Here is a 23,256-nt window from a genome sequence, read left to right as displayed (position 1 = left end):
CTCAGGTTTCGTCGTTGCCGGAATCGTCCGGCTCGCCATACGCGGGCGGGTCATAGGTGGGCGCGCCGAGCGGCCCGCCGTGCGACCCGTTCCCGGTGCCGATGCCGCCGAAATCGATCACGTCCTCGGATCCACTGGTCCCGGTGCCGCTTCCGTTGCCGTTCGGGCCGTACGCGCTGCCGCCGAGGAAGCCGCCGGAACCGTATGAGTCGGCGATGGCGAACACGGGTTCGGCCACCGGCAGCGTCAGCTGCGGCTGGTTGTGCTGCTGGTGCGCGAGCTTGGCCGCCAGGTGGTAGTCGCGCAGCTTCGCGATGAAAGCATCGTCCGCGTACGGCGCGCCGTCCACGAGCGGGCCGCGCCCGCCCTCGAACACGGCGGTGACATCCTCGCCGCTGAGCGTCTTGTGCGACTCAAGCGCGTGCGCGAGCGCGAGCACGTACCGCTCGTTTTCGCGCAGGATCTCCTCGACCTTGACGAGCAGCAGGCCGAGGTTGTCCTCAATCCGGTCCGCGAGCCTGCCGAACGGCGATGGCCCAGCGTCCCCGCCCTTGCCCGGCGCGGCGGCGGACCGGGGACCGCCCGGCGTACCCGCCTCCAGGCGGCGGGCCGAGGCGGCGGAGGTCACCGTCTTGCCCATGCCCCAGTACCCCTCCATGAAGGAGGCGACGGTGGTCGCGGAGTCCAGGTCGCCGGAAACGCCGGACGAGCTGTCGCTGTCGAAGAACATCCGCTCCCCGGCCAGCGAGGCAAGCGCCACGAGGATGTCCGACTCGTACTCACTGCGCCACCGGGTGAACTGGTCCTCCGGCTTGATCGACGAAACCATGCCGAGGTAGTCGCTGCCCTTCTCGATCGTAGCTATGTCGATCTCCATGTGGTGCCTGGTCCGGTAGGCCACCACCGCGTGGCACGCCTCGTGGATCGCGACCGCGTGCCGTTCCCGCTCGATGTACTCGACGTCCTCGGGCGGGCCGAGCTCCTTGAGCTGCTTGGCCTTGATCACGTCCTGGTAGGTGATGACGTCGCGGCCGTCCCTGATCGCGATGATCAGGGCCTCGTTGACCATGTCCTTGATCGAGGCACCCGTCGCGTACGGGGTGATCGTGGCGAGCTTGTCGATCTGCTCGGCGGTCAGCTCGTGCGAGACCTTGGCGAAATAGCCCTCGTAGGTGCGGATGCGGCCGGCCTTTGACGGGTAACCGACCCGGTACATGCGGTCGATGCGGCCCGGCCGCAGTAGCGCCTCGTCGAGCGTGGACGGCATGTTGGTCGCCATCATGACCAGGATGCGATAGTGGGGCGGCGGCTTCGGCTTCATGCCGAGCGCCCGCCGGACCACCCGGTTGATGAATCCGCGCGGCTTCTTAAGGCCGGACAGCTCGGTGAGCAGGGCCTGGAGCGTGCCCATGCCGCCGCCTCCGCCGCCGCCGTTCATGCCGGCGCCGATGATCTGCTTGTTCCGCCGCGCACGGGGCTCGGCGGGGTCGACGGCGAACTGCGAGCTCAGCATGTCGCGGGTGATCCGCCACTGGCTGTCGGAGGACAGGTAGGAGAAGCCGTGACAGCCGGCGTTGGCGAACGGTGCCGCGCCGACGTTGCCGCCGCCGGGCTGGCCGCCCATGGCGATGCCACGGTTGCCGAGCGAGTCGGCCTCGTCAAAGAAGACGATCACGCCGCCGTAGCGCAGCGACAGCTTGCGCAGCTTGCGGAACAGGCTCTTGACCTTCAGGATGCCGACACCCATGAACATGTTGATGAACGCGCCCGGGTCGACGAATACGTACGGCCTGCCGGTCTCGCCGGCGACCGCCTCGGCCATCAGCGTCTTGCCGGTGCCTGGCGGCCCCCACAGCAGGATGCCGCCTGGCACGTAGCCGCCGCGATCCTCGATGAGCTCGGGGTTCTGCAGGAAGACGATGTTCTCCTTGACCCGCTCGAGCACGTGGTCCTGGCCCCAGACGTCGGAGAACCTGGTCTTGATGTCGTCCGGGTAGTAGACGTCTACGCCGCCCCTGGACATGAACCAGAACAGCAGCGCGAACTGAGCGACCGTGAAGAACAGCAGGAAGGCGTACTGGATGAAGGTCGGCAGTGCGTGCCACAAAATCGACGGGACGAGCACGAGCGCGGTGAGCGGCGCTTCGTGCATGATCTTGCCGGCCAGGATGGCGAGGACGGCGATCAGGATTACCCAGCGGATTACCCGGCCGATGCGGTAGCGCGTCCACGCCGACAGCTTGCGCTCCTGGAAGCGCTCCGACCTGCCCCAGACCTTGTGAATCCAGAACTGGTTGTAGCGCGCCGAGTGCTCGCTGATCAGGAAGTGCGCCTGGTGCACTACCTCAAGGCCGGCCAGGATGAAGACCCACCAGCCCAGCTGCACCTCGATCCGCAGCGCGTCCTGGAAGCCCATGATCTGGTTGTCCGCCATCAGCGACCAGACGAGGAGGAACCAGATCACGGCGAGCAGGACCAGCCACTTGATCCGGTCCCAGAGAGGAATCCGCCGGCGCGTCAGTATGTCTTCTTCTCGCGGGCGCCCGCCCTCGTAGGTGAGTCCCAGCTCCGCCGGCTGCTTGGACTTCTTCATGTCGGGCTCCCGACGGTAAATGATGACATGACGGTATCTATGTTGTTTACGTTGCTGGAGTAACAAGAGTCCGTGCAGTGCACCATGAGGAAGTAGACCTGGGTCTGGTCCGCGTTGGTCAGCACGTCCTCGTCAAAGGTGTCGACGACGCCGCCGGGGAAGGTGTACTGGAAGGTCTCCCGGACCCCGTGCACGCCAGCCTTCCCGGTGATGGTCTGGTCGCGCAACTGCTTGAAGTTGGTCAGCGGGAAGCCGCTTGCCGCGTCCTGCTGCCGCGAGTTGGAGGTCACCGGCAGCATGAAGTCGCGCATCAGGTTGTACGAGAGCTCGTTGCTGACGGTCGGCGATAGCGTTCCCACCTCGGCGAACAAGAACGGCTTGCTGATGGCCGGCGCGAGGAAGTTGCTCCCCGACGGCGCCGTGCCCGCGTCGAACGCACTGGACCACACGCCGGCACTGGAACCGCCGGCCGCCTTCAGCGCCGCGGCCAGGTCCTTCTGTGAAATCTGGTGCCACTGGGACGGAACCTTGTAATACGTCTTCGCGGCCGAGTCGGCCACGTACGTATAAGCGGGGGCTCCGCAAGCGCTCAATCCCACCGTGGCAAGTGCACCCATGAGGAGGAACGCCAACCCCCCGGTGAGGCCTCGTGTTGAGCGGAAGGCCCGTTTCGTCAAAGGGGTGACCTCCACATATCGTCTTCTCCTGCTAAGTATGCCGTTAGATATCGATTTGGTAAAGGCGCTCAGCGGACCGAGCGGACGCGGCTCACCGTCCAGATGGCGATGATTGTGACAAAGCCAGACAAGGCGAAGAGTGCCGGATAGCTGTTCATCAACCCCAGTACTACCCCGGCTGCGAGCGGTGCCACCACAAGCGGCAGGTTATAACCCATGTTGATGATGCCGACATCCTTGCCGCGGTCGACCGCAGCCGGAAGCACCTGCGTGAGCAGGGCAGGCGCCGCGGCCCAGTAGGTGCCGAAGCCCGCGCCGAGCAGCGGCGCCGCGACCAGCGCCATCGTCCAGGTAGGTGACGTAGCGAGGAGTGCGGCGGCCAGCGCCATCAACACCGCGGCGCCGACGATGAAGGGCTTGCGCCTGCCCGACTTGTCGGACAGCGTGCCGAGAACCGATCCAGCGGCAAGCAGCGCCACCGCATAGAGCGCCATCAGGATCAGCAGGCCCGTCTGCGGGTCGTGGTAGTGCGCGCCGCGGGACAGGAAGTAGAGCAGGTACAGCGTGCCCAGGTCGTTGCCCAGGTTGACCAGGAAGTGAGTGGCCCAGCCCCAGGCGAAGTCCGGGTAGGCCCGCGGCGAGACCCACATGCGCCGCAGCGCGGTGGACAGCGGGTGATCCGGCTTGTACCTGACGGGCAGCGGCTCGTCCGCTGTCCGCAGCGTGAACACGGCCGCGAAGCCGACGACGATGACGGCGCAGGCCGCGTAGCCGGCCGACATCCTGGTGATGATCACGGTGACGAGCAGGGCGCCGAGCACCGTGCCGAGCATCTGGCTGATCCCGATCAGCGCGCCGAGGGTGCCTCGCTGGCTGACGGGAACCCGGTCAGGGAGCGCGGCGGTGAGCGTGGCGAGCATGCCGCCGAGGCCAAGTTCGGCGATGAACCAGCCGACCGCCATCACGCCGATGGCGGGAGAGGCGGCGACCACCGCGAGGCCGAGAGCGGCGACAAGCGCGCAGCCGAAAGTCCACGGGTGGCGGCGGCCGCGCGGCGAGGTGGTCCTGTCTGACAGGGCGCCGACGACCGGGTTGGCGATAAGCCCGGCGATAGCTCCCACACCCATTACCACGGACAGCAGGACCGCATCGGTTCCGCTCGGTACGGCATTGTTTTTCACGACATGGTCGTGCAGCGACTGCACCTGCTCGGGCAGCAGCACCTGGAGCGGCGCGTAGATGGCCAGCCAGAGCCCGATGTTGGCGAGGAACAGCAGCGAAATCCAGCCCCTGCGGACCGGCACGGCCGGCTCGGCCAGGGCGGCGGGCAGCGTGGTCTCCCGGCCCGTCGCGATGGCCTCATCCAAAGCAGTGCCCTTCCCCGCGATAGGTGGGAACGCTCTCGGTGGTGCCCTCTTCCTCATTGATGAGGTGATATTCCGTGAGCCGCTCGGCAAGTTCGCCGCCCTTGGCGTGCCTGAGCCAGACGCGATCTCCGATGGAGAGCCGGTCCGCGGCGTCGCCGGTGACCGGGGTCTGCACCTCGCCCGCTCCCTCGACCTTGGTCAGCTTCAGTCCCACGGGCCGGAACGGCTTGGGCAGCCGGTCCGGTGTCCCCGTGCCCGAGGCGACGTAGCCGCCGCTGTACAGGGTGGCTACCCCCGGCGCCGGCCTGCGCACCACCGGCAGCGCGAACATCAGGGCGGGCTTGGGGTGGAACCGGCGGTAAGCGTCGAAGAGGGTCGGCCCGACCAGGCCAGAGCCCGCGGCCAGCTCGGTGACCGAGCTGTCGGCCGCCGTCGACTCGAGCGAGCCGGTGCCGCCGCCGTTGACGAACTCGAGCGGGGTCAGCGCCTGGATGCGGCGGACGGTCTCCGCCCGCCGCTCGCGCAGTTCCGCGGACGAGCGGGACTGCATCGCCCGGATGAACCGGGCGCGCACCGGGTGGCCGGGCGGAGCGTCGCCGAGGCCGGCGATCTGTCCCTCGTAGCCGAGCACGCCGACGAGCGAGAACCCGGGCCGCCGCAGCACCGTCTCGGCGAAAAGCGCGGCCTCGGCTGGTGCGCGCAGCGGCGAGCGCCAGGTGCCGATCTGCACGACGGGGCCGTAGGGCAGCGGCCGCCAGGAAACGTCGAGTTCGACGCAGACCCGGATCGTCCGATGGCCTGCGCCGAGCGTGGCATCGATGAAGTCGAGATGGCCGGCGGAGTCGATGGTTATCGTGATGTGCTCGCGAGCCGCCTCGTCGGCGGCAAGTGCCCGCAGCGCCGCGCGGTCGGCCGACGGGTAGGCGACGAGCAGATCGTCGCTGATGCCAGTGCCGTGCAGCCAGAGGGCCTCGGCAAGTGAATAGCACATCACGCCCCGGTATCCTGGCCGGGCCAGGGCACGCTGGAGCAGGGCCCGGCAGCGCAGCGACTTGCTCGCCACCCGGATGGGCAGGCCGTTGGCTCGCCGTACCAGGTCCCGTGCATTGGCGTCGAACGCCGCGAGGTCGACCGCGGCGAACGGCGGGTCCAGGTGAGCGGTGAGGGCCTCGAGTGGATCCTGCCTGGTCACGTGGCTCGACATGATGCCTGACATGCGCAAACATTAACCGCTCCACGGGGGAAATAGGCCACCGGGGCGGAAGATCTGGAAAATGGATCAATGACCTGGCAGAACTGGGCAGGAACGGCGAGCGCGGACCCGGCGCGACGGCGCTGGCCGCGCAGCGCCGAGGAGATCTCGGACGCCGTGACGACGGCGGCGAAGGACGACCTGACCGTCAGGGCCCTCGGCAGCGGTCACTCGTTCACCCCCGCGGCGGTGACATCTGGTGTCGCGCTCGACCTTTCCGGCTGGACCGGCATTGTCGCCGCCGACCTGGAATCCGGGCTGATCACCGTCCGGTCGGGCACCACCCTCAGGGACCTGAACGCCGCGCTCGACGCCCTCGGCCTCGCCATGGCCAATCTCGGCGACATCGACGCGCAGACGATCTCCGGTGCGATATCGACAGGCACCCACGGCACGGGCGCGCGACTCGGCGGGCTCGCCGCCCAGGTGACCGGGCTGGAACTGGTCCTCGCTGACGGCTCGATCGTCGCCTGCTCGGCAGACGAGCGGCCCGACCTGTTCGCCGCGGCCCGCGTGTCGATCGGCGCGCTCGGGGTCATCTCGACGGTGACGCTGCAATGCCTGCCCGCGTTCACGCTGGCCGCCGAGGAGCAGCCGATGGCTCTCGACGAGGTTCTGGCGCGGTTCGGCGAGTTCGCGGACAGCAACGACCATTTCGAGTTCTACTGGTTCCCCTACGGGAAGAACGCCCTGCTCAAGCGCAATAACCGGGTCGCCCATGGCGGCGGCCCTGGTGCCATGCCACGGTGGCGGCGGTTCTACGAGTACGAGGTGATCGAGAACGCCGCCTTCGGCGCGCTGTGCCGGACCGGACGGGCGTTGCCCGCGACGATCAAGCCCCTGGGCAGGCTCACCTCGGCCATGCTGTCCAAGCGGACGTACTCCGCGCCGTCCCACCAGGTGTTCGTGTCACCGCGCCGAGTGCGGTTCACGGAATCGGAGTACGCCGTCCCGCGCGAGGCGCTGCTCGACGTGCTCGCCGAACTGCGGGCCGGCGTGCCCCGGCTCGCGGATGCGGTCATGTTCCCTGTCGAAGTCCGGGTCGCTGCGGCCGACGACATCTGGCTGTCCACCGCCTACGGCCGCGAGTCCGCCTATGTGGCCATCCACCAGTACAGCGGTCTGCCGTATAAGGACTACTTCCGGCTTTTCGAGTCGATCGTAGCGGCGGCGGGTGGCCGTCCGCACTGGGGCAAGATGCACACCAGGGACGCGGAGTACCTGGGCGGCGTCTATCCGCGATTCGCAGACTTCCTCCGGCTCCGCGACGAGACCGACCCCGGACGGCTGTTCGCCAACCCCTACCTCGAGCAAGTGTTCGGTAGCTGAGTCGGCCGATGTCGCTCCCTGGGGGTTAGGTGCGGGTGATGATCAGGGGCCGTACTTGAGGATCAGCGCCTTGCTGCCCTTGGCGCCGATGCTCTGCGCGGTGGCCCACAGGGACCGGCTGCCCGGGATCCAGGTCAGTGTCAGCGGCGACTGTGACCAGACCCCCGGCGGGAGGGTCAGCTGCGTCCACTTGCCGCCGGAGAAGTGGTCGAGCAGCCAGAATCCGCCGGGGTTGGCGTCGATGCTGTCTGCCCACAGGCCGCCGTGGCCGTCGGGGGCGACACTGCCGACGAAATTGGTCGGCCCGACATTGAAGCCCCACGACTTGCCGTTCCAGTGCTGCGTGAACCAGACGTTCTTGGCGGGGCCCGCGGTGGCGGTGACCTGGCCGACGAGCCAGACGTCAGCCGGGCTCGCCGCTGTCAGCTGCGTGTACTGGATCGTTCCTTCCGGCAGGATGCCGCCCCCCGGCGGCATCGGCGGCAGCGGCATCGTGTGCCAGCCGCCGTTGAAGGGGTTCCAGTGCATGATCTCGCGCGCGCCGAGCGCCCAGATGTCGTTGGACGCGTCCACGTCGACCGCGAGCGGCGTCGCCGGCAGGCTTTCCTTATGCCAGGCGTGGCCGTTGTAGTAGGCGGCGTAGGCGCCGGCGTTCAGGCTGAACACCCAGACGTGCGAACTGGAGTAGGTGCCCCACACGTTCGCGACGACGTTGTAGCCGGCGCCGCCCCGTTGCTTGCGCAGCGCCCAGGACGGGATCTGCTGCGTTGCCCACTTGGTGCCCGAGTAGCGCAGCGCCGTGGCCGGATGACTGGAGTCGAAGAGCCAGAAGTTGCCCGGGGTGTTGCCGTCGAAGGCGACCGCCGAGCGGACGGCGCCGGTCAGCTTGGCGGGCACTGCGACCTGCTTCCACGCGGTGCCGTTCCAGCGGTCCACCGCGGTGAAGCCCTGGCCCTTCCATACCGACCAGGCGGCCTTCGGCGTGCCCGCGGTCAGCGCGCCAGCTACCTGCCTGCCGTACGGCCCCACCTTGGCGATCACCCGCCAGCCCGGGGTCTTCCCCGTCACGCGGTCCGCCGTCGTCGTCGCGCCAGGCGACACCGTGTTGGCCTTGGACAGGTTCTCGAACGGGCTGCCGGCGATGACGCTGAGCGCGGCGGTGCCGAGCACGGCAGTCGCGACGATTGCGGGAGCAACCAGAGACCCTGCAAAGCGCTTCATCGCGGCTCCCGCCATCCGGACTTGCAACGCCAGATTGCATGTACCCCTTAGACGCGCAAATGAAGAGTTGAGGTTGCACCCGCGGGCCCGCAAATTCGGTCGAGCCGAGCATCGCTTCGATACGTGTTCCTATGAGAACGGTGAGTTATCCGCGCGCCGGGGCGGGCGGGGCGAGATCGGTGGCGGCGATGTCTGACGGCGGGTACGGCGACGGCCTCGTCGCGCTACTGCGCGAGCTGGCCGGCTACCTGATCGGTGAGATACCGCGCCGGGACGACGCCACCGCCGGCTGGGAGCCCGCCGATGCCGGGCGCGGGCAGCGGGCCGCGGCGCTTACCGCCGCCTACCACGCGGGGACGGCAGAGCCTTGCGCTTACGGCACGCTGGCGTTCGGCTGGGTGCGCCTGGCGGCCGGCGGTCCGGTACGGGTGGTGGTGGCCGGGGAGGCGCTGGCAGGCGGCCCGGCGGGAGCGGACGGCGAGGTGCTGCTCGCCCTGCCTGCGGGAGCCCGGGGATCGGTGCTTACCGCGGCGGCGCTCGGCGGGCTGATCCGGGGTCTCGGCTGCTGGCGAGAGGTCGCCGGGATCAGCGACGGGCTGCTCGCCGCCGATGGAGACCGGGATGCCGCCCAACCGGCGACGCGCGGCCGGGTGTCGCTCGACGAGGGACTGCTCGGGAGCTGGACCGGGGCGTTCGGCTGGCTGGTGGTTGCCGAGCCCGTCCCGCCCGGCCGGCTGCTCGCGCTGGCCGAGGAGGCGGGACGACGGCAGCGGCTGGCGGAGGCGTCGGCCGACCGGTTTCCCGAGCGAGCCGCGCAGGCGCGGCGGCTCAAGGAGCGGCACGCGGAGTTCCAGCGCGGCCTGTCCGAGGGATTCTGGCGGATCACGGTGGCGGCGGGCGGGACCGACGAAGCGAGCGCCGCGCGGGTCGCCGGGCTGCTGTGCGCGTCCGCCGACCTCGCCGGGCTACCCTACGCGCTCAGCCCGGTCACGGCGAGCCCGTCCGCGACCGCGGCGACCGCCCCGACCGCCGGGACCGCCCCCGCACGCGGGACCGTTCCGGCCGCCGGGACAGCCATGGAGCCCGGCGGCGACGGCAGCCCCGCCGCTCCGTTCTACGGGTCGACCGGGCTGCTCGCCTCGCTTGCCCGGCCGCCGGAGGCGGAGGTGCCGGGCGTGCGCTTCCCGCTGCGACCGGAGTTCGACGTGACACCGGAGGCGCCAGCCGCCGGAACTGATGCCGGAGCCGTCAGGCTCGGTGAGGTGCTCGACAGGAACCTGCGGCCCGCCGGCCCGTTCACCGTGGCCGCAGGCTCTCTCAACAGGCACGTGTTCGTCTGCGGGGCGACCGGCGCGGGCAAGTCGCAGACCGTCCGCTGCCTGCTCGAGGCCGCGACCGGTCGCGGCATCCCATGGCTGGTCGTCGAGCCGGCCAAGGCCGAGTACCGGCTGATGGCGAACCGGCTGCCCGGCACCGAGGTAATCAGGATCAGGCCGGGCGAGCCGGACGCGATCGCCGCCGGGCTCAACCCGCTCGAGCCCGCCGGCGACGGCAACGGCGCCAGGTTTCCGCTGCAGACCCACGCCGACCTGGTGAAGGCCCTGTTCGTCGCGTCGTTCCAGGCCGAGGAGCCGTTCCCGCAGGTGCTCAGCGCAGCCCTCGGCCGGGTGTACGAGGAGGCTGGCTGGGATCTCGCCCTCGGCGAGCCGTCCGGCTGCGAGGCTGCCTACCCGACGCTCACCGGGCTGCAGCGCGCCGCGGAACGTGTCGTGGCGGAGATCGGCTACAGCCAGCGGGTCACCGACGACGTGCTCGGCTTCATCAGGGTCCGGCTTGCCAGCCTGCGGCATGGCACCACCGGGCGGTTCCTCGAGGGCGGTCACCCGCTTGACTTCGGCGCGCTGCTGCGGTCGAACGTCGTGCTCGAGATCGAGGATGTGGGCGACGACGCGGACAAGGCGTTCCTGATGGGAACCGTGCTCATCAGGCTGGCCGAGCACCTGCGGCTGGCCAGCAGGACAGCTGGCCAGGCGGCGCCTGGTCTCGCGCACCTGACCGTGGTCGAGGAGGCACACCGGCTGCTGCGCCGCCCGGAACCCGCGAGCCAGGGCGGTGCGGGCGCCGCCGCGCACGCGGTGGAGCTGTTCGCTGGCCTGCTCGCGGAGATCCGCGCCTACGGCGAGGGCCTGGTGATCGCCGAGCAGATTCCGGCCCGGCTGCTGGCAGACGTCATCAAGAACACCGCGGTGAAGATCACCCACCGGCTCCCGGCCGCCGATGACAGGGAGGCGGTCGGCGCGACGATGAACGCGACGCCCGCCCAGTCGCGGTACCTGGTCACCCTGCCGCCTGGGCAGGCGGCGGTCTTCTCCGACGGCATGGACTTTCCAGTGCTCGTGCAGATAAAGGACGGCACCGAACGGGAGCGCGCTTCGCCCGCACCCACCGCGGATCCGCGTGGCGTGGTCAGCCCCCGGTCGGTCACCTGCGGCGGCGAATGCGCGCTGCGCCCGTGCACGCTGCGGGACATGCGCGCCGGGCAGCGGGTGCTCGGCGAACTGCCGTGGACAGGGCTGTGGGCGGAACTCGCGGTGCTCGCGCACCTGACCGGATGGCCGGTCCCGGTGCCCGTTCCCGCCACGCTCGCCGCGCTGCGGGCGCTGCCGCCGCGCGTGGCGCAGTGTGCGCTGTCCCATGCCATCGACGCCGCCGTGGCGGCGCGCGGCGAGATCGTCAGGCCGCGCTCGCTCGCGGCGCATGTGGCAGACGTTCTGCTGGCGCGGGCCTACCGCGACGAATGGCGATGCCTGCCCGATGAGCCGGAGTGGCTGCTGCGCGGGGAGCGGACGGCGGGGGCGCTCACGCTGCCCGCCGGGCATGCGGGGGAACTGCTTGACGCGTTCATCGAGTGCCAGTGGCCGCGCCGCTTCCTGCCGCGGGAGGAGGAGGGCTAGGCGTTCATGCCCCGACCTCGCGGTCGAGGCTGATCTGGGCAGCGAGCTCCTCGCGCAGCGCCCCGGCGTCGTCGGCGTCCAGGGTCATGACGCGTCCGGTGCCAAGGTCATCGCGACGTACCACGAGACCGGTCCGGGTGGCCCACCAGCGCCCAGCATTGCTGTGCCAGATGTGCCACCCGGGAAAATCTGCTTCCAGTTGCGCGGCCTGCTCGTCGGACCCTGCCATCGCTACCTCCCGGAGTGGGACTGCGCCCCGTAGGGGAATCGCTCCCCGGGAGATGACAGTGTGCCCGTATTCAAAATGAACGTGCATCCGCACAGTGTCAAGGGATCATCCGCGACAGGAGGTCACCCGTTGCACTGCTTTACCAACTGGACGTTGCAACCCGCCCATTCACTGACGTATCAGCGTTTGGGTCCTTCTGCGTCGCGCCGTCGGGTCCGGCCGCCGACGACGGCCTCCCCATGCCTTCCTCGTCCGTGATATCGCTCTCGGCGGCGATCGCCGCGCGGTAGCGATAGCTGACCAGGGCAGCGGCGGCGCCAAGGCCGGCCGCGGTGGCCGCGGCGAGCAGCGACCACTTCAGTGCCGAGCGCTTCTTCGACTTCGGCTCGACCGGGCTGACCTGACGGGCCGCCGAACGTAGCGCCGAGGACACCTTGGGCGCGACAGTGCCCGTGGTGTAGTCGGCCGCGTCCTCAAGACGCGGGGCCGCCCACCTGCGAGCGCTGACGACCTGAACCTTCATCTGCTTGTTCAGGCCAGTCGCGGTGTCGCCCGCGATTTGTGCCTTGGCGACGGCGACGGTCGCCGCCTGCTGTGCCGCGACCTGTGCGGCGTTCGCCGCCTGCTGTGCCGCGACGGCGGCGTTCTGTGCCGCCTTCGAGGCGTTCGACGCTGCGGCCATCCCGGCCGCCCGTGCCCGCTTTACGGCCTTGGCCGTAGTTGCGGTGCTGAGATCGGACTTCGACTTGTCCAGGAACACGAGTACCCCCTCATCCGTTTCTCGGTAGCTCAAAGTTCCCAGCGATCCGCGGTTCAATCATCTTGGGCACGACTGAGGGCCCACTACCGTGGAGCCGGTACGGTGGTAAAGCAGTCGCAAGACCTGAGTAATGCCGGGTTTCCCCGGCTTCACGATGAAAACCGGAGTCAAGCAAATGACGGAAGCAACGACCGCGACGCTGACGACGACGCAGGGGACGGTCACTGTCCGGCTGTTCCCAGACCACGCGCCGAAGACGGTCCGGAACTTCGTCGAGCTCGCCGAGGGCGGCCGCGAGTGGACCGACCCGCGCACCCGGGCCACCACCAAGGACAAGCTGTACGACGGTACGATTTTCCACCGGGTGATCACCGGTTTCATGATTCAGGGCGGTGATCCGCTCGGCACGGGTACCGGCGGCCCCGGGTACCGGTTCGCCGACGAGATCCACCCGGACCTGCGTTTCGACAAGCCGTACCTGCTTGCCATGGCCAACTCGGGTCCCGGCACCAACGGCTCGCAGTTCTTCATCACCACCGTGCCGACCCCGTGGCTCAACGGCAAGCACACGATTTTCGGCGAAGTGATTAACGGCGCCGACGTGGTGGAAAAGATCAGTCGAGTGCAGACCGTCCCTGGCGACCGGCCCGTCCAGGACGTGGTGCTCGAGTCGGTCAGCATCCAGCGCGGCCAGGACTAGGGAAGCGGTAACCCCTCATGACCGCGCCGGGTCACGACCTGCCTTCCGGGCAGGACATCCCTTCAGGGAACGATGTCCCGCCCACCTGTTACCGGCATCCCGACCGGGAGACCTGGGTCTCCTGCGTCCGGTGCGGTCGTCACGCCTGCCCCGACTGCCTCCGCGAGGCGGCAGTCGGGCAGCAGTGCGTCGAATGCGTGCGCGGCGCCAGCAGCGGCGGCCGGGCGGCGCGGACGGTGTTCGGCGGCCGGCAGGCCGCTGGCGCGATCGTCACGTGGACCCTGGTCGGCATCAACGTCCTGCTGTTCCTCGTCGAGCTCGCCAAGCCGAGCATCGGCACCGACTGGGGGCTGCTCGGCTACGCGTCGTACGCCTCCGGCGGGCCGGTCCAGGGCATCGCGGCCGGCCAGTGGTACCGCCTGATCACGTCCGCGTTCCTGCCGCCGGCCACCGGCCTCGGCGGCCTCGGGTTCATGGACATCCTGTTCAACATGTGGGCGCTGATCGTGGTCGGGCCGAGCCTTGAGCAGTTGCTCGGCCGGGCCCGCTTCGTCGCCGTCTATCTGCTCAGCGCCCTCGGCGGCGGGGTGGCGTTCTTCCTGCTCGGGCCGCCCTACGTGCTGGCGCTAGGCGCCAGCGGCGCGATCTTCGGCCTGTTCGGCGCCTGGTTCGTGGTCGCGAGGAAGCTGCGACTCGACGTCCGCGGCATCGTCGTGATCATCGGCATCAACCTGGTGTTCAGCCTGATCTACCGCTCGACGATCGCCTGGCAGGACCACGTTGGCGGGCTGATCGTCGGCGCGGTGACCACCGCGGCCTTCGCCTACGCCCCGCGCAAGAACCGCACGGTCTTCCAGGCAGGCGCGGCGCTCCTCATCCTGGCCATCATCATCGTGATCGCGGTGCTGCGCGCCCACCACCTGACGAGCCAGCTCGGCTTACAGCCTTAGTCGATCGAGTGAGTACCGCATTGCCGGCTTGGGTCGGCCCAACGGTACTCACTCGGTCGCAGGACGGCCGCGAGACGGGCGACTCAGGGCGCTATTGCCACCTGGTGGCGAGGACCACGCCGGCCACGATGAGCCCGAAACCGCAGACCAGGTTCCAGCCGCTGAGCGTGCGAAGCACCGGCATGTTCGCCGCGGTGACGTAGTAGAGCGAGATCCAGACAAGACCGATCACGAAGCAGGCGATCATCGTGGGCGCCAGCCATGCCGGGCTCACGGCCCGCTTGGGCGACCGCGTCGGCGGCGGCGTATAAACCGGCTTCTTCCGGACGCGGGACTTAGGCACCGCGCACCTCCTGCTCGTAACAGCGACTGTTCGGGGAAAGCGTAGTGCACCATGGCCGGTACTACGGCAATCGGAAGGATAACGAAACGCCCGGCCGCACTCGGTGCGGCCGGGCGATCGGTTAAGTCACGGCACTCGTTAAGGCTGGCTGGCCGGGTGCTACCCGTTGTTGCCAGGCCCCGGCGGCGTGCTGCCCGTGTCCGTCGGGGTGGCGGTCGCGGTGTCGGTCGGCGTCGCCGTCGCCGTGTCGGTTGGCGTGGTGGTCGGCGATGTCGAAGTCGTCGGCGTCGTGGATGTGGACGGCGTGGGCGTGGACGTCTGCGCTGGCTGCACGTACACCGTGATCAGGGTGCTTGTCGGCTTCACAGTCCCCGCGGTCGGATTCTGGAAGTAGCAGGTGCCCGGCTCGACCATCTGGCCGTTTTGCGCGGCTATGACGATGAAGTGGATGTTGTTGAACCCGTCGCCGTTCAGCACCGTCTGCGCCTCGGACTGAGTGAGGCCGCCGCTGATCACGTCTGGCACCTTCACGCTGCCGCCGGAGACGAACAGCGTGATCTGCTGATCCGACGGGATCGGGGTGCCCGGGACCGGCTGCGTGTGGTCGACCTCACCCGTCGGGAGTGTCGACTGGTCATCGGTCTGGGTCTGGACGTTGGTGAATCCGGCGTTCTTGAGCTGGTTCTCCGCGTCCTGCTGCGACAGCTTAGTGACGTCGGGGATCTTGATCGTTCCCGCGCCCGTGGAGACGTAGACCTTGACGGTGCCGTTCTTGGCGATGCTGTCGCCACCCGCCGGATCCGTCCTGATCACGTGGCCCTTCACGGTGTCAGCGCTGACCTGCTGTATGACGTCGGCCTTCAGGCCCGCGGCAGTCAGGTCGCTGACCGCCTGAGACTGCGTCTCGCCGTTCAGGCCGGTCGGGACGAACGTGTTACCACCGCCGTGGCCCTGCAGCAGGATGACGGCCACCACAATCGCCGCGACGGCCACGAGCCCGGCTATCAGCCACGGGATCCAGCGGCGTCCGCCGCCCTGCTTCTCGGGCTCGCCGTTGCCGTTGTAGCCGCCGTCACCGTACGGGTAGGGCTGCTGGTAGCCGGTCTGGAAGCCGCCCGTCTGGTACGGGCTTACCGTGGTCGGCGCGGCGCCCATCATTGTCTGCGGGCCCATGTGCTGGGTGCGCTGCTGGTAGTCGTAGTAATTCTCGGCCCTGGTGGGCGGCTGCATCGAGGCGGCCACCTGCATCCCTGACGCGGCGCGCTGGATGTCCGCCGCCATCTCCGCGGCCGACTGGTAGCGGTCGTTCGGCGACTTGGCCATGGCCTTGAGCACGATCGAGTCCGCCCAGGGCGGCAGCGACGGGTCCAGGCGGGAGGGCGGGATCGGATTCTCCCGCACGTGCTGGTAGGCGATCGCCACGGGGGAGTCGCCGGTGAACGGCGGGCGCCCGGTGAGCAGCTCGTACATCAGGCAGCCGGTGGAGTAAAGGTCGGAGCGGGCGTCAACCCGCTCGCCCCGGGCCTGCTCCGGCGACAGGTACTGCGCGGTGCCGATCACTTGCGCGGTCTGCGTCATGGTGGCCTGGGCGTCGCTCATCGCGCGGGCGATGCCGAAGTCCATCACCTTGATATCGCCGTTGCGGGTCACCATCACGTTGCCCGGCTTGATGTCCCGGTGCACGATGCCGGCCTGGTGGCTGTACTCAAGGGCGCGCAGGACGCCGAGGACGATCTCAAGCGTCCGCTCCGGGAGCAGCCGGTGACCCTCGATAAGCAGGTCCCTGACCGTCCGGCCGTCGACGTACTCCATCACGATGAAGGGAACGGGCACCCCGCTCGACAGATCCTCGCCCGTGTCGTACACGGCGACGATCGACGGGTTGTTCAGCGATGCGGCGGACTGCGCCTCCCGGCGGAACCGCGCCTGGAACGTCTGGTCGCGTGCGAGGTCGGTGCGCAGCGTCTTGATGGCGACGATGCGGTCAAGCCGGAGGTCGCGGGCGCGGTACACCTCCGCCATGCCACCCCGTCCAACGACGCCATCTAGCTCGTATCTGTCACCGAGCAGCCGGGGCTGTGTCATGTCTCGCACTCTTCCAAACCATCCTGCATCGAAGTGTCATCCCCCGTGCCTCTGGTGCCCTGGCAGGGCCGTTGAGTCCGTCGGCGTGGCCGACGGCGAAGTGGGCGTCGGGCTGGTTGTTGTCGTCGACGCCGGCGGAGTGGTCGGCGCCGTCGACGTGGCTGTTGTTGACGGCGCAGTCGCCGTGGTTGTCGTCGGCGGGGCAGGGGATGTGCTCGTCGCCGGCGAATCGTGCGTTGGTGTCGGGGATGTCCGCCTGGTCGCCGTCGGGCTGACTGACTTCGACGATGACGGGGCGGCGGTCCCCGATGCCGTTCCTAGATTAGTGCCTGGGTCAGTTTGGCCCGCCGTACTTCCCGGCAAGGAGGCCGTTGTCGGCACGCCTGCCCGGCTGGCCGACGAGCCGGGACCGCCCGGCTTGCCCGTCCCCTTTGCGGTTGGCGTGCCCGCGCCGGACAGCAGCACGGCCACGATGGCGATGACTCCGCAGGTAGCCACGGCGATGCCGGCGAACAGGAAGCCTCGCGTGCGTGGACGGCGCGAGCCACGCAACCGTTCGGCATCATTCTGATAAAAATTAGCGGGGTGGGCGGTCGTCGGGAAATTGGGCACCACGGGGAGATCCGAGGTGACCGGACCCGCGAAACCGCCGGACCTCGCGTCGCGGATCACGTCCGCGCGGTCGGCCACGTGCAGGGCCGAGCCGGGGCGCCCGTCCGGCGTCTTCGCCAGCATCGCGTACACCAGTTCGGCGACCGGGCGGGGCACGTCGGGCGGCAGCGCTGGCACCGGGTCGTGCTTGTGCATGATGGCGATGGCGAGCGGCTGGTCCGCGATGAACGGGGGATCTCCGGACAGGCACTCGTAGGCGACCACGCCGAGCGAGTAGATGTCGGAGGCGCCGGTCAGCGGCGAGCCCGTCGCCTGCTCCGGCGACACGTAAAGCGCCGTGCCCATCACGATGCCGGTGGCGGTCAGGTTCACCGCCTGGAGGCTGTTGGCCTTGGCGATGCCGAAGTCGGTGATCTTGGTGGTGCCGTCGGCCATGATCAGCAGGTTGCCCGGCTTGATGTCCCGGTGCACGATGTCCGCCTGGTGCGCGGTGTCGAGCGCGCGGGCCGCCTGTGCGACAATGTCGAGCGCGACGTACGGGTCCAGCCGGTGGTACCGCTCGAGGATCTCGGAAAGCGGCTGGCCGTCCACCAGTTCCATGACCAGGTAAGGGCCGCCGAGCGGGCTGTGCTCGCCGTAGTCGAAGACCCGGGTGATGCCCGGGTGCGACAGCGAGGACGCGTACCGCGCCTCGGCGCGGAACCGCGCGCGGAACTGCTCGTCGTCCGCGTGCATGGCGGCGAGCATCTTGATGGCGACCGGCCTGCCGAGAATCTGGTCGATGCCCCGCCAGACCTCACCCATTCCGCCGGTCGCGATTCGCTCGATCAGCCCGTACCGGCCGTCGAGTACGTATTCGGTCACCGTGGATTCCCCAGCGTTGCCAGATAGGCGTTGATGACCGCGACGGCAATCGGCGCGGCGGCGGCAGCCCCGTAGCCACCGCCTTGAATCATGACGCCGATGGCGATCTTTGGGTTGTCAGCCGGTGCAAAAGCGGTGAAAACCGCGTCGGGGTTGTTGCTTCCGCTTCCGTTCTGTGCCGTTCCGGTCTTGCCGGCGATGACGAGGCCGTTCTCGTTGCCCGAGTTGAACTGAAAGGCGGTGCCATTGCTGTCCTGCAGCACGGCGGTCATCATCTGCTTCTCATAGCCGGCGACAGTGCTCGAGATCGGCTGGCTCAGCTGCTGCGCCTGCGTCTGCTGGACAACTGACAGGTCGCTGGCCGTGACCTGCTGGATCAGGTAGGGCTTCATCAGCTTGCCGCCGTTGGCGACGGTCGCCGCGAACATTGCCTCCTGCAGCGCCGTCACCGTGGTGTCATGCTGCCCGATCGCGTCGAAGGCGGTAAATGACTTGTCCGCCTCGGCGGTGAAGTTGGACGGCGAGACCGACACGCCGGGTACGTCGAGCGCCGCCGGGTTGTTCAGGCCGTAGCTGGTAGCCGTCGACTTGATCGTGGCGCCGCCGAGCTCGGTGCCGATCTTCGCGAACGGCGTGTTGCACGACTGGGCGAATGCGATGAGCACCTGGGTCTTGCCCGAGCCGTTGCCGCACTGCTCGCCGTTGTCGTTGTTGAGCGGGTTGCCGTTCGGCAGGATGAGCGGCTGCGGCGAGTCGACAACCGTGCTGGTGTTCCTCGTGGAGTCCTGGGTGTACCAGGCGGAGCTAGTGACGATCTTGAACGTCGACCCCGGCGGCATCGTGGTCTGCGACGCGCTGTTGACAAGCGGGCTTGGGCTCTTCTGGGTGAGCTCGGTGAACGTCTTGTTGAGCTGCGTGGTGTCGTGTACCGCGAGGTTGTTCGGGTCGTAGCTCGGGTAGGAGGCCATCGCCAGGATCGCGCCGGTGGACGGGTTGAGCGCGACGACGCCGCCGACCTGCTGCTTGCCGTTGAGCGTCTTGCCCCGGAGGGTCTGCTCAAGCTGCTGGTAGGCCACCTTCTGCGCCGCTGAGTTGATCGTCGTCTGGACGGTCGCGCCCTTCTGCGGCTTGTTGGTGATCATGTCGATGAAGTTGCGGAACGCTAGCTGCGACCCGGTGCCGGTAAGCAGCGCGTTCTGCGCGCGCTCCACGCCCGCCGCGTAGTTGGGCGCCTGCGACTGGGTGTAGATGGTGTCGTAGCCGGTGACAGGCGCGTAAACGGCGGCGCCCGGGTATTTGCGCTGCCACTTGAACAGGCCGCTGTTGGCCGACACCGAGGTGGCGATGGTCACGCCGTCGGCGGTCACGATGTTGCCGCGCTGCACCTGGCTCTGCTCGTACTCGGTCCTGTCGTTCAGCGGTCGGTTGGCCAGGCTCGGCGCCTGCACCGCCTGCAGGTAGTTCACGTCGACGAGCAGAATCAGGAACATTACGAGGACCGCGATGGCGATCCGCTTGATCGAGCGGTTCATCCCGGTCACCGTAGCGACACCACCTGAGTCATCCCCTCGTCCTGGATCGGCTTCGGCGCCGGCCGGCGTGCGCCGTCGCTGAGCCGCGCGAGCACCGCGACGAGCAGCCAGCTCGCCACCAGGCTCGAACCGCCCTGCGACAGGAACGGCGTGGTGATGCCGGTGAGCGGGATCAGCCGGGTCACGCCGCCGACGATCACGAACACCTGCAGCGCGAACATGAACGACAGGCCGCTGGCGAGCAGCTTGGAGTACTCGTCCTTGACCAGCATCGCGGTGCGCAGGCCGCGCTGCACGAACAGTCCGTAGAGCAGCAGCAGCCCCATCACGCCCGCCAGGCCGATCTCCTCGCCGAAGGAGGTGAAGATCAGGTCGCTCTGCACGAGCGGCGTCCAGAACGGCTGGCCGTTGCCAAGCCCCTTGCCGAGCAGGCCGCCGTTGGCCATCCCGTACAGGCCCTGCACGGTCTGGTAGGAGCGCTGCGGCGCATTGATGAGGTTCGCAGTGCTGAACGGATCGAGCCAGACGGTGAACCGCTGCCGCACGTGCGGCACCAGTTCGGCCGCGAGGAAGGCGCCGACGATGAACATCAGGAAGCCGAGGATCGCCCACGACCTGCGCCCGGTGGCCACGTAGAGCATGGCCACGAACAGGCCCATGAACACCGCGCTGGTGCCGACGTCGCCCTCGAAGACCAGCAGCAGCATGCTCAGCGCCCAGATCACCAGGATCGGACCGAGATCACGGCGCCTGGGCAAGCTGAAGATCCACCACTTCTCGGTGAGCAGCGACAGCTTCCTGCCGTTGACCACCAGGTAGCTGGCGAAGGAGGCGGCGAGCAGCAGTTTGCCGAACTCCTCCGGCTGGAAGGAGAAGCCGCCGATGCTCACCTGGATCTTGGCGTTTGTTCCCGCCACGCCGCTGATGCTCGACGGCAGCAGCGCAGGAATCGCGATCAGGAACATGCCGGCCAGGCCAAGAATGTAGGTGTACGGCTGCAGGATCCTGATGTCCTTGAAGAAGGCGAGGAACGCCACGAAGATCGCGATGCCGAGCACCGTGTAGATGATCTGGGTGACCGTCGCACTGTGGCTGAGCGTGCTGATCGGGCTGCCCGCGCTCGCGTTGCCGTCGCGTCCCACCTGGTTCAGCCGGTAGATCATCACCAGGCCGAGCCCGTTGAGCAGGGTCGCGATGGGCAGCAGCAGAGGATCCGCGTAGGGCGCCCAGCGGCGGACCGCCACGTGCGCACCGAGCACGAGGACCGCGTACGCGAGCATGTACTCGACGATGATCGATAGGTGCTGGCCCTTGAGGCTGAACGCCGTGTTCGCGAAGGCGAAGGCGACGATGCCGAGCGCGAACAGGACCATCCACATCTCGGTGGACCTGCGGGCCGTGTCCTCCGCCGGCGGCTGGCTGCCCAGCGCCGGTGACGGCATTGTCATGCTGCTCACGTGGTCGCCCGCGTGCTCGGGGACGCCTTGGCCGGCGAGCCTGTCGCCTTAGCGGAAGCCTTAGTGCTCGCCTTAGTGCTCGCCTTGGCACTCGGTGACGCGGTTGCCGAACGTGACGGCGTGGGCACCGTGGCGCTCGACTGCCCGCTCGGCAGCGCCGAGACCGGAATGCCGAACGCGGTCGACGGCGCGCAGTCGGCGCTCTCCGGCTTGGCCGGCTGCGGGCCGGGGTTCGCCGGGACCGTGACCTTCTTCTTAGACGTCCTGTTGTGCGTCAGGGCCTGCTGGTACGCGGTGTTCTTGGCCTGCCAGGTAGCCAGCGCCTGCCAGGCCGTGTGGCACTGGTCGACCTTGGCCTGGAGCCGGTCGATCAGCGTCGTCGCGTCGTTCACGCTGCCCTCGGAAATCGTCTGGTTGAGGGTGGCCTGATCGGTGCCGCGCAGCTGGCTGACCGGCAGGGTCGACCGGCTGACAAGGCTGGACAGGTTGATGCCCGCCAGGCTCTCGTTGCTGCCGCGGAAGATCGCGACGTACCCGTCTTTGACTCCGACGTAGTACTGGTGCTGGTTGTACTGCCAGGCGCCGTACAGGCCGCCGCCGATAAGCAGCACAAGGAGCACAAGCGAGCCCGTAACGATGGGCCAGCGGCGCCTGCCGCGACCGTCGTCGTCATCGTAGTACCGGTCGCGCCCGCCACTAGCGCGGTGGCCGCCACCGCGCCGCCTGCGCCCCTCGCGGAGGTCGTCCTGGCCGGTGTCGGATCCGGGGAAGCCATCGGGCCGCTCGAACGCGGTGGTGTCGTGCACCCTGCCGCCGGCCTCGGTCCTCGTCCCGCCGCGCTCGTAGCCGCCGGGTTCGAACGCCGGGCTGTCGAACGTTCCCGTGTAACCGTCTCGGTACCCGGCGGCCGGCCATACCCCGGTCGTGGGCTCGTCGGGCACCGCCGGCTGCGGCGCGGTCCTGGTGAGCCGCATGGCCCTGGTCGCGGGCGAGCTTTGCCGTGCCGACGGCCGGGTTTCTGACGGATCGCCGTGCGCGGCCGCGCCGGCGAACGCCGGCTTCCATGTCGGCTGCACCTGGCTGGACTGCGTGTCGATTACGTCGGCGACGATGCAGGTGATGTTGTCGGGCCCGCCGCCCCTGATGGCGAGGTCGACAAGCTGCAGCGCGGCCTTGTCCGGGTCGCGGATCGAGCCGAGCGTCTGGTGCAGCGTCTGCTCGGTCACGACGCCGGACAGGCCGTCCGAGCAGAGCAGGAAACGGTCGCCGTACTGCGTCTCGATGGTGTTCAGGTCCGGCTCGGCGATCGTCCGGCCGTCGAGGGCGCGAAGCAGCAGCGAGCGGTGCGGGTGGGTGGCGACGTCATCCTCGGTGATCTTGCCCTCGTCGACCAGGGACTGCACGAGCGTGTGGTCGTGGGTGATCTGCACGAACTGGCCGCTGCGCAGCAGGTAGGCGCGCGAGTCACCGATATGGCAGAGCGCGGCGTATCCCTCCGACCACAGCAGCGCGGTCAGCGTCGTCCCCATGCCCTCGATCGCCGGGTCAGAGATGATCATTTCCTGGAGCCGCAGGTTCGCCCTGGCCACGGCGTCTTCCAGCGCGGCGACCAGGTCGCCCTGGGGATCGGAGTCGAGCGAAGCGAGCGTCGTGATAGTGGCGGCGCTAGCGACCTCACCGGCGGCGTGCCCCCCCATGCCGTCGGCGACCGCGAGCAGGTGCGGGCCGGCGTAGGCCGAGTCCTCGTTCCCCTCACGAAGGAGACCGACATCGGACCTTATCGCGTATCTGAGGGCTAGTGTCATCTGCGCAGTTCCAGAACGGTCTTGCCAATGCGAATCGGCACGCCTACAGGGACCGGGGTGGGCCGGATCACCTTCTGGCGGTCCAGGTAGGTGCCGTTGGTTGACCCGAGGTCCTCAACGAACCACTGTCCGTCCTGCGGAAATATCCGGGCATGGTAGCTGGAAGAGTAGTCGTCATTCAGAACAAGCGTGGCGTCATTCGCCCGGCCCATCGTGATCTGCTGGTCCGACAGGTCGATGCTGACGCCCGCCAGGCCGCCCTCGGTTACCACGAGGAAGCGCGGCGTGCCACGGCCGGGCCGTGCGGGCCTCGGCGGTCGCTGCGGCTGCGGGGCGGGCGGCTGATTGCGGGCGCGACGGGCCTTGGCCGTCCCCGTGCCGAGCAGGTCGGTGCGCACCACGCCGATGGCCGCGATCACGAAGAGCCACAAGACGGCCAGGAAGGCGACCCTGATAAGGGTAAGGGTGAGCGCATTCATTCCCTGCTGAGTCCTCGGCTTCTGCGTCGCAATCGGTTGGCTGCCCT

At 68.7% G+C, this 23,256-nt stretch carries 18 protein-coding genes; 4 read left to right on the top strand and 14 right to left on the bottom strand.

All coding sequences use genetic code 11. The features are described from left to right. Position 1 precedes the first annotated feature (1 nt). From EAS64_RS29910 to EAS64_RS29895, 4 genes are all read right to left on the bottom strand, one after another. Complete coding sequence (locus EAS64_RS29910; RefSeq protein WP_145858473.1) at positions 2-2,593, bottom strand: AAA family ATPase; 2,592 nt, start codon at positions 2,591-2,593, stop codon at positions 2-4. Beyond that, a complete protein-coding gene (locus tag EAS64_RS29905) occupies positions 2,590-3,153 on the bottom strand; it encodes a hypothetical protein (protein WP_145858471.1) in 564 nt (187 codons plus the stop codon). Before EAS64_RS29905 ends, EAS64_RS29910 begins: the two co-directional genes overlap by 4 nt. A 185-nt stretch (positions 3,154-3,338) precedes the next feature. Next, positions 3,339-4,637, bottom strand: coding sequence for an MFS transporter (locus tag EAS64_RS29900; protein WP_222849716.1), 1,299 nt, complete (start codon positions 4,635-4,637; stop codon positions 3,339-3,341). Beyond that, complete coding sequence (locus tag EAS64_RS29895; protein WP_246115920.1) at positions 4,630-5,853, bottom strand: amino acid deaminase/aldolase; 1,224 nt, start codon at positions 5,851-5,853, stop codon at positions 4,630-4,632. The genes EAS64_RS29900 and EAS64_RS29895 overlap by 8 nt, the downstream gene beginning before the upstream one ends. Before the next feature lie 66 nt (positions 5,854-5,919). Between EAS64_RS29895 and EAS64_RS29890 the strand changes: the two genes are divergently transcribed. After that, positions 5,920-7,218, top strand: a complete 1,299-nt coding sequence (locus EAS64_RS29890; protein ID WP_145858467.1) for a D-arabinono-1,4-lactone oxidase — start codon at positions 5,920-5,922, stop codon at positions 7,216-7,218. A 42-nt stretch (positions 7,219-7,260) separates the two neighbouring features. On the opposite strand, the gene EAS64_RS29885 is transcribed toward EAS64_RS29890, so the two are convergent. Further along, positions 7,261-8,439 (bottom strand): hypothetical protein, encoded by a 1,179-nt coding sequence (locus tag EAS64_RS29885; protein WP_145858465.1) that lies wholly within the window; start codon positions 8,437-8,439, stop codon positions 7,261-7,263. A gap of 140 nt (positions 8,440-8,579) precedes the next feature. Between EAS64_RS29885 and EAS64_RS43930 the strand changes: the two genes are divergently transcribed. Beyond that, positions 8,580-11,393 carry an ATP-binding protein gene (locus EAS64_RS43930; RefSeq protein WP_187366273.1) on the top strand — a complete coding sequence of 938 codons (2,814 nt, stop codon included), beginning with the start codon at positions 8,580-8,582 and terminating at the stop codon, positions 11,391-11,393. A 4-nt stretch (positions 11,394-11,397) separates the two neighbouring features. Here the strand turns inward: EAS64_RS43930 and EAS64_RS29875 are convergent, their stop codons facing one another. Continuing rightward, positions 11,398-11,622, bottom strand: a complete 225-nt coding sequence (locus tag EAS64_RS29875; RefSeq protein WP_145858463.1) for a hypothetical protein — start codon at positions 11,620-11,622, stop codon at positions 11,398-11,400. Between the two features lie 139 nt (positions 11,623-11,761). Continuing rightward, the gene (locus EAS64_RS29870) at positions 11,762-12,382 is read right to left on the bottom strand and encodes a hypothetical protein (RefSeq protein WP_145858461.1); all 621 of its coding nucleotides are present in this window, start codon (positions 12,380-12,382) and stop codon (positions 11,762-11,764) included. Positions 12,383-12,557: 175 nt separating this feature from the next. On the opposite strand from EAS64_RS29870, the gene EAS64_RS29865 reads away from it, so the two are divergent. Both EAS64_RS29865 and EAS64_RS29860 read left to right on the top strand, forming a co-directional pair. Beyond that, positions 12,558-13,082: a peptidylprolyl isomerase gene (locus EAS64_RS29865; protein WP_145858459.1), complete on the top strand. Its 525-nt coding sequence runs from the start codon at positions 12,558-12,560 to the stop codon at positions 13,080-13,082. Positions 13,083-13,099: 17 nt separating this feature from the next. Further along, positions 13,100-14,032: a rhomboid family intramembrane serine protease gene (locus EAS64_RS29860; RefSeq protein ID WP_145858457.1), complete on the top strand. Its 933-nt coding sequence runs from the start codon at positions 13,100-13,102 to the stop codon at positions 14,030-14,032. A gap of 91 nt (positions 14,033-14,123) precedes the next feature. Here EAS64_RS29860 and crgA read toward each other — a convergent pair whose 3' ends face one another. From crgA to EAS64_RS29825, 7 genes are all read right to left on the bottom strand, one after another. After that, complete coding sequence (gene crgA / locus EAS64_RS29855) at positions 14,124-14,375, bottom strand: cell division protein CrgA (protein WP_145858455.1); 252 nt, start codon at positions 14,373-14,375, stop codon at positions 14,124-14,126. A gap of 159 nt (positions 14,376-14,534) precedes the next feature. Further along, positions 14,535-16,460, bottom strand: a complete 1,926-nt coding sequence (gene pknB / locus EAS64_RS29850) for a Stk1 family PASTA domain-containing Ser/Thr kinase (RefSeq protein ID WP_145858453.1) — start codon at positions 16,458-16,460, stop codon at positions 14,535-14,537. 36 nt (positions 16,461-16,496) lie between these two features. Then, entirely contained in the window at positions 16,497-17,936 is a 1,440-nt protein-coding gene (locus EAS64_RS29845; protein WP_246115919.1) for a serine/threonine-protein kinase, read from the bottom strand. Further along, positions 17,933-19,468, bottom strand: a complete 1,536-nt coding sequence (locus tag EAS64_RS29840; RefSeq protein ID WP_145858451.1) for a penicillin-binding transpeptidase domain-containing protein — start codon at positions 19,466-19,468, stop codon at positions 17,933-17,935. Before EAS64_RS29840 ends, EAS64_RS29845 begins: the two co-directional genes overlap by 4 nt. Positions 19,469-19,473: 5 nt before the next feature. Then, positions 19,474-20,916, bottom strand: a complete 1,443-nt coding sequence (locus EAS64_RS29835; RefSeq protein WP_246115944.1) for an FtsW/RodA/SpoVE family cell cycle protein — start codon at positions 20,914-20,916, stop codon at positions 19,474-19,476. A 5-nt stretch (positions 20,917-20,921) separates the two neighbouring features. Further along, a complete protein-coding gene (locus EAS64_RS47220; RefSeq protein ID WP_187366272.1) occupies positions 20,922-22,730 on the bottom strand; it encodes a protein phosphatase 2C domain-containing protein in 1,809 nt (602 codons plus the stop codon). After that, complete coding sequence (locus EAS64_RS29825) at positions 22,727-23,209, bottom strand: FHA domain-containing protein FhaB/FipA (RefSeq protein WP_145858449.1); 483 nt, start codon at positions 23,207-23,209, stop codon at positions 22,727-22,729. The genes EAS64_RS47220 and EAS64_RS29825 overlap by 4 nt, the downstream gene beginning before the upstream one ends. Positions 23,210-23,256 lie beyond the last annotated feature (47 nt).

This window comes from Trebonia kvetii (genome assembly GCF_007827045.1).
Classification (GTDB): domain Bacteria; phylum Actinomycetota; class Actinomycetes; order Streptosporangiales; family Streptosporangiaceae; genus Trebonia; species Trebonia kvetii.
The sequence above is the reverse complement of the archived record's forward strand: the minus strand, read 5'-3'. Positions and strand labels throughout refer to the sequence as shown.

Bases quoted from the DNA above. Each gene is read 5' to 3' on its own strand.
- EAS64_RS29835 (WP_246115944.1), bottom strand. From the start codon at position 20,916: ATGACAATGCCGTCACCGGCGCTGGGCAGCCAGCCGCCGGCGGAGGAC.
- EAS64_RS29875 (WP_145858463.1), bottom strand. From the start codon at position 11,622: ATGGCAGGGTCCGACGAGCAGGCCGCGCAACTGGAAGCAGATTTTCCC.
- pknB (WP_145858453.1), bottom strand. From the start codon at position 16,460: ATGACACAGCCCCGGCTGCTCGGTGACAGATACGAGCTAGATGGCGTC.
- EAS64_RS29885 (WP_145858465.1), bottom strand. From the start codon at position 8,439: ATGAAGCGCTTTGCAGGGTCTCTGGTTGCTCCCGCAATCGTCGCGACT.
- EAS64_RS29865 (WP_145858459.1), top strand. From the start codon at position 12,558: ATGACGGAAGCAACGACCGCGACGCTGACGACGACGCAGGGGACGGTC.
- EAS64_RS29840 (WP_145858451.1), bottom strand. From the start codon at position 19,468: ATGAACCGCTCGATCAAGCGGATCGCCATCGCGGTCCTCGTAATGTTC.
- EAS64_RS29825 (WP_145858449.1), bottom strand. From the start codon at position 23,209: ATGAATGCGCTCACCCTTACCCTTATCAGGGTCGCCTTCCTGGCCGTC.
- EAS64_RS29910 (WP_145858473.1), bottom strand. From the start codon at position 2,593: ATGAAGAAGTCCAAGCAGCCGGCGGAGCTGGGACTCACCTACGAGGGC.
- EAS64_RS29895 (WP_246115920.1), bottom strand. From the start codon at position 5,853: ATGTCAGGCATCATGTCGAGCCACGTGACCAGGCAGGATCCACTCGAG.
- EAS64_RS29860 (WP_145858457.1), top strand. From the start codon at position 13,100: ATGACCGCGCCGGGTCACGACCTGCCTTCCGGGCAGGACATCCCTTCA.
- EAS64_RS47220 (WP_187366272.1), bottom strand. From the start codon at position 22,730: ATGACACTAGCCCTCAGATACGCGATAAGGTCCGATGTCGGTCTCCTT.
- EAS64_RS29890 (WP_145858467.1), top strand. From the start codon at position 5,920: ATGACCTGGCAGAACTGGGCAGGAACGGCGAGCGCGGACCCGGCGCGA.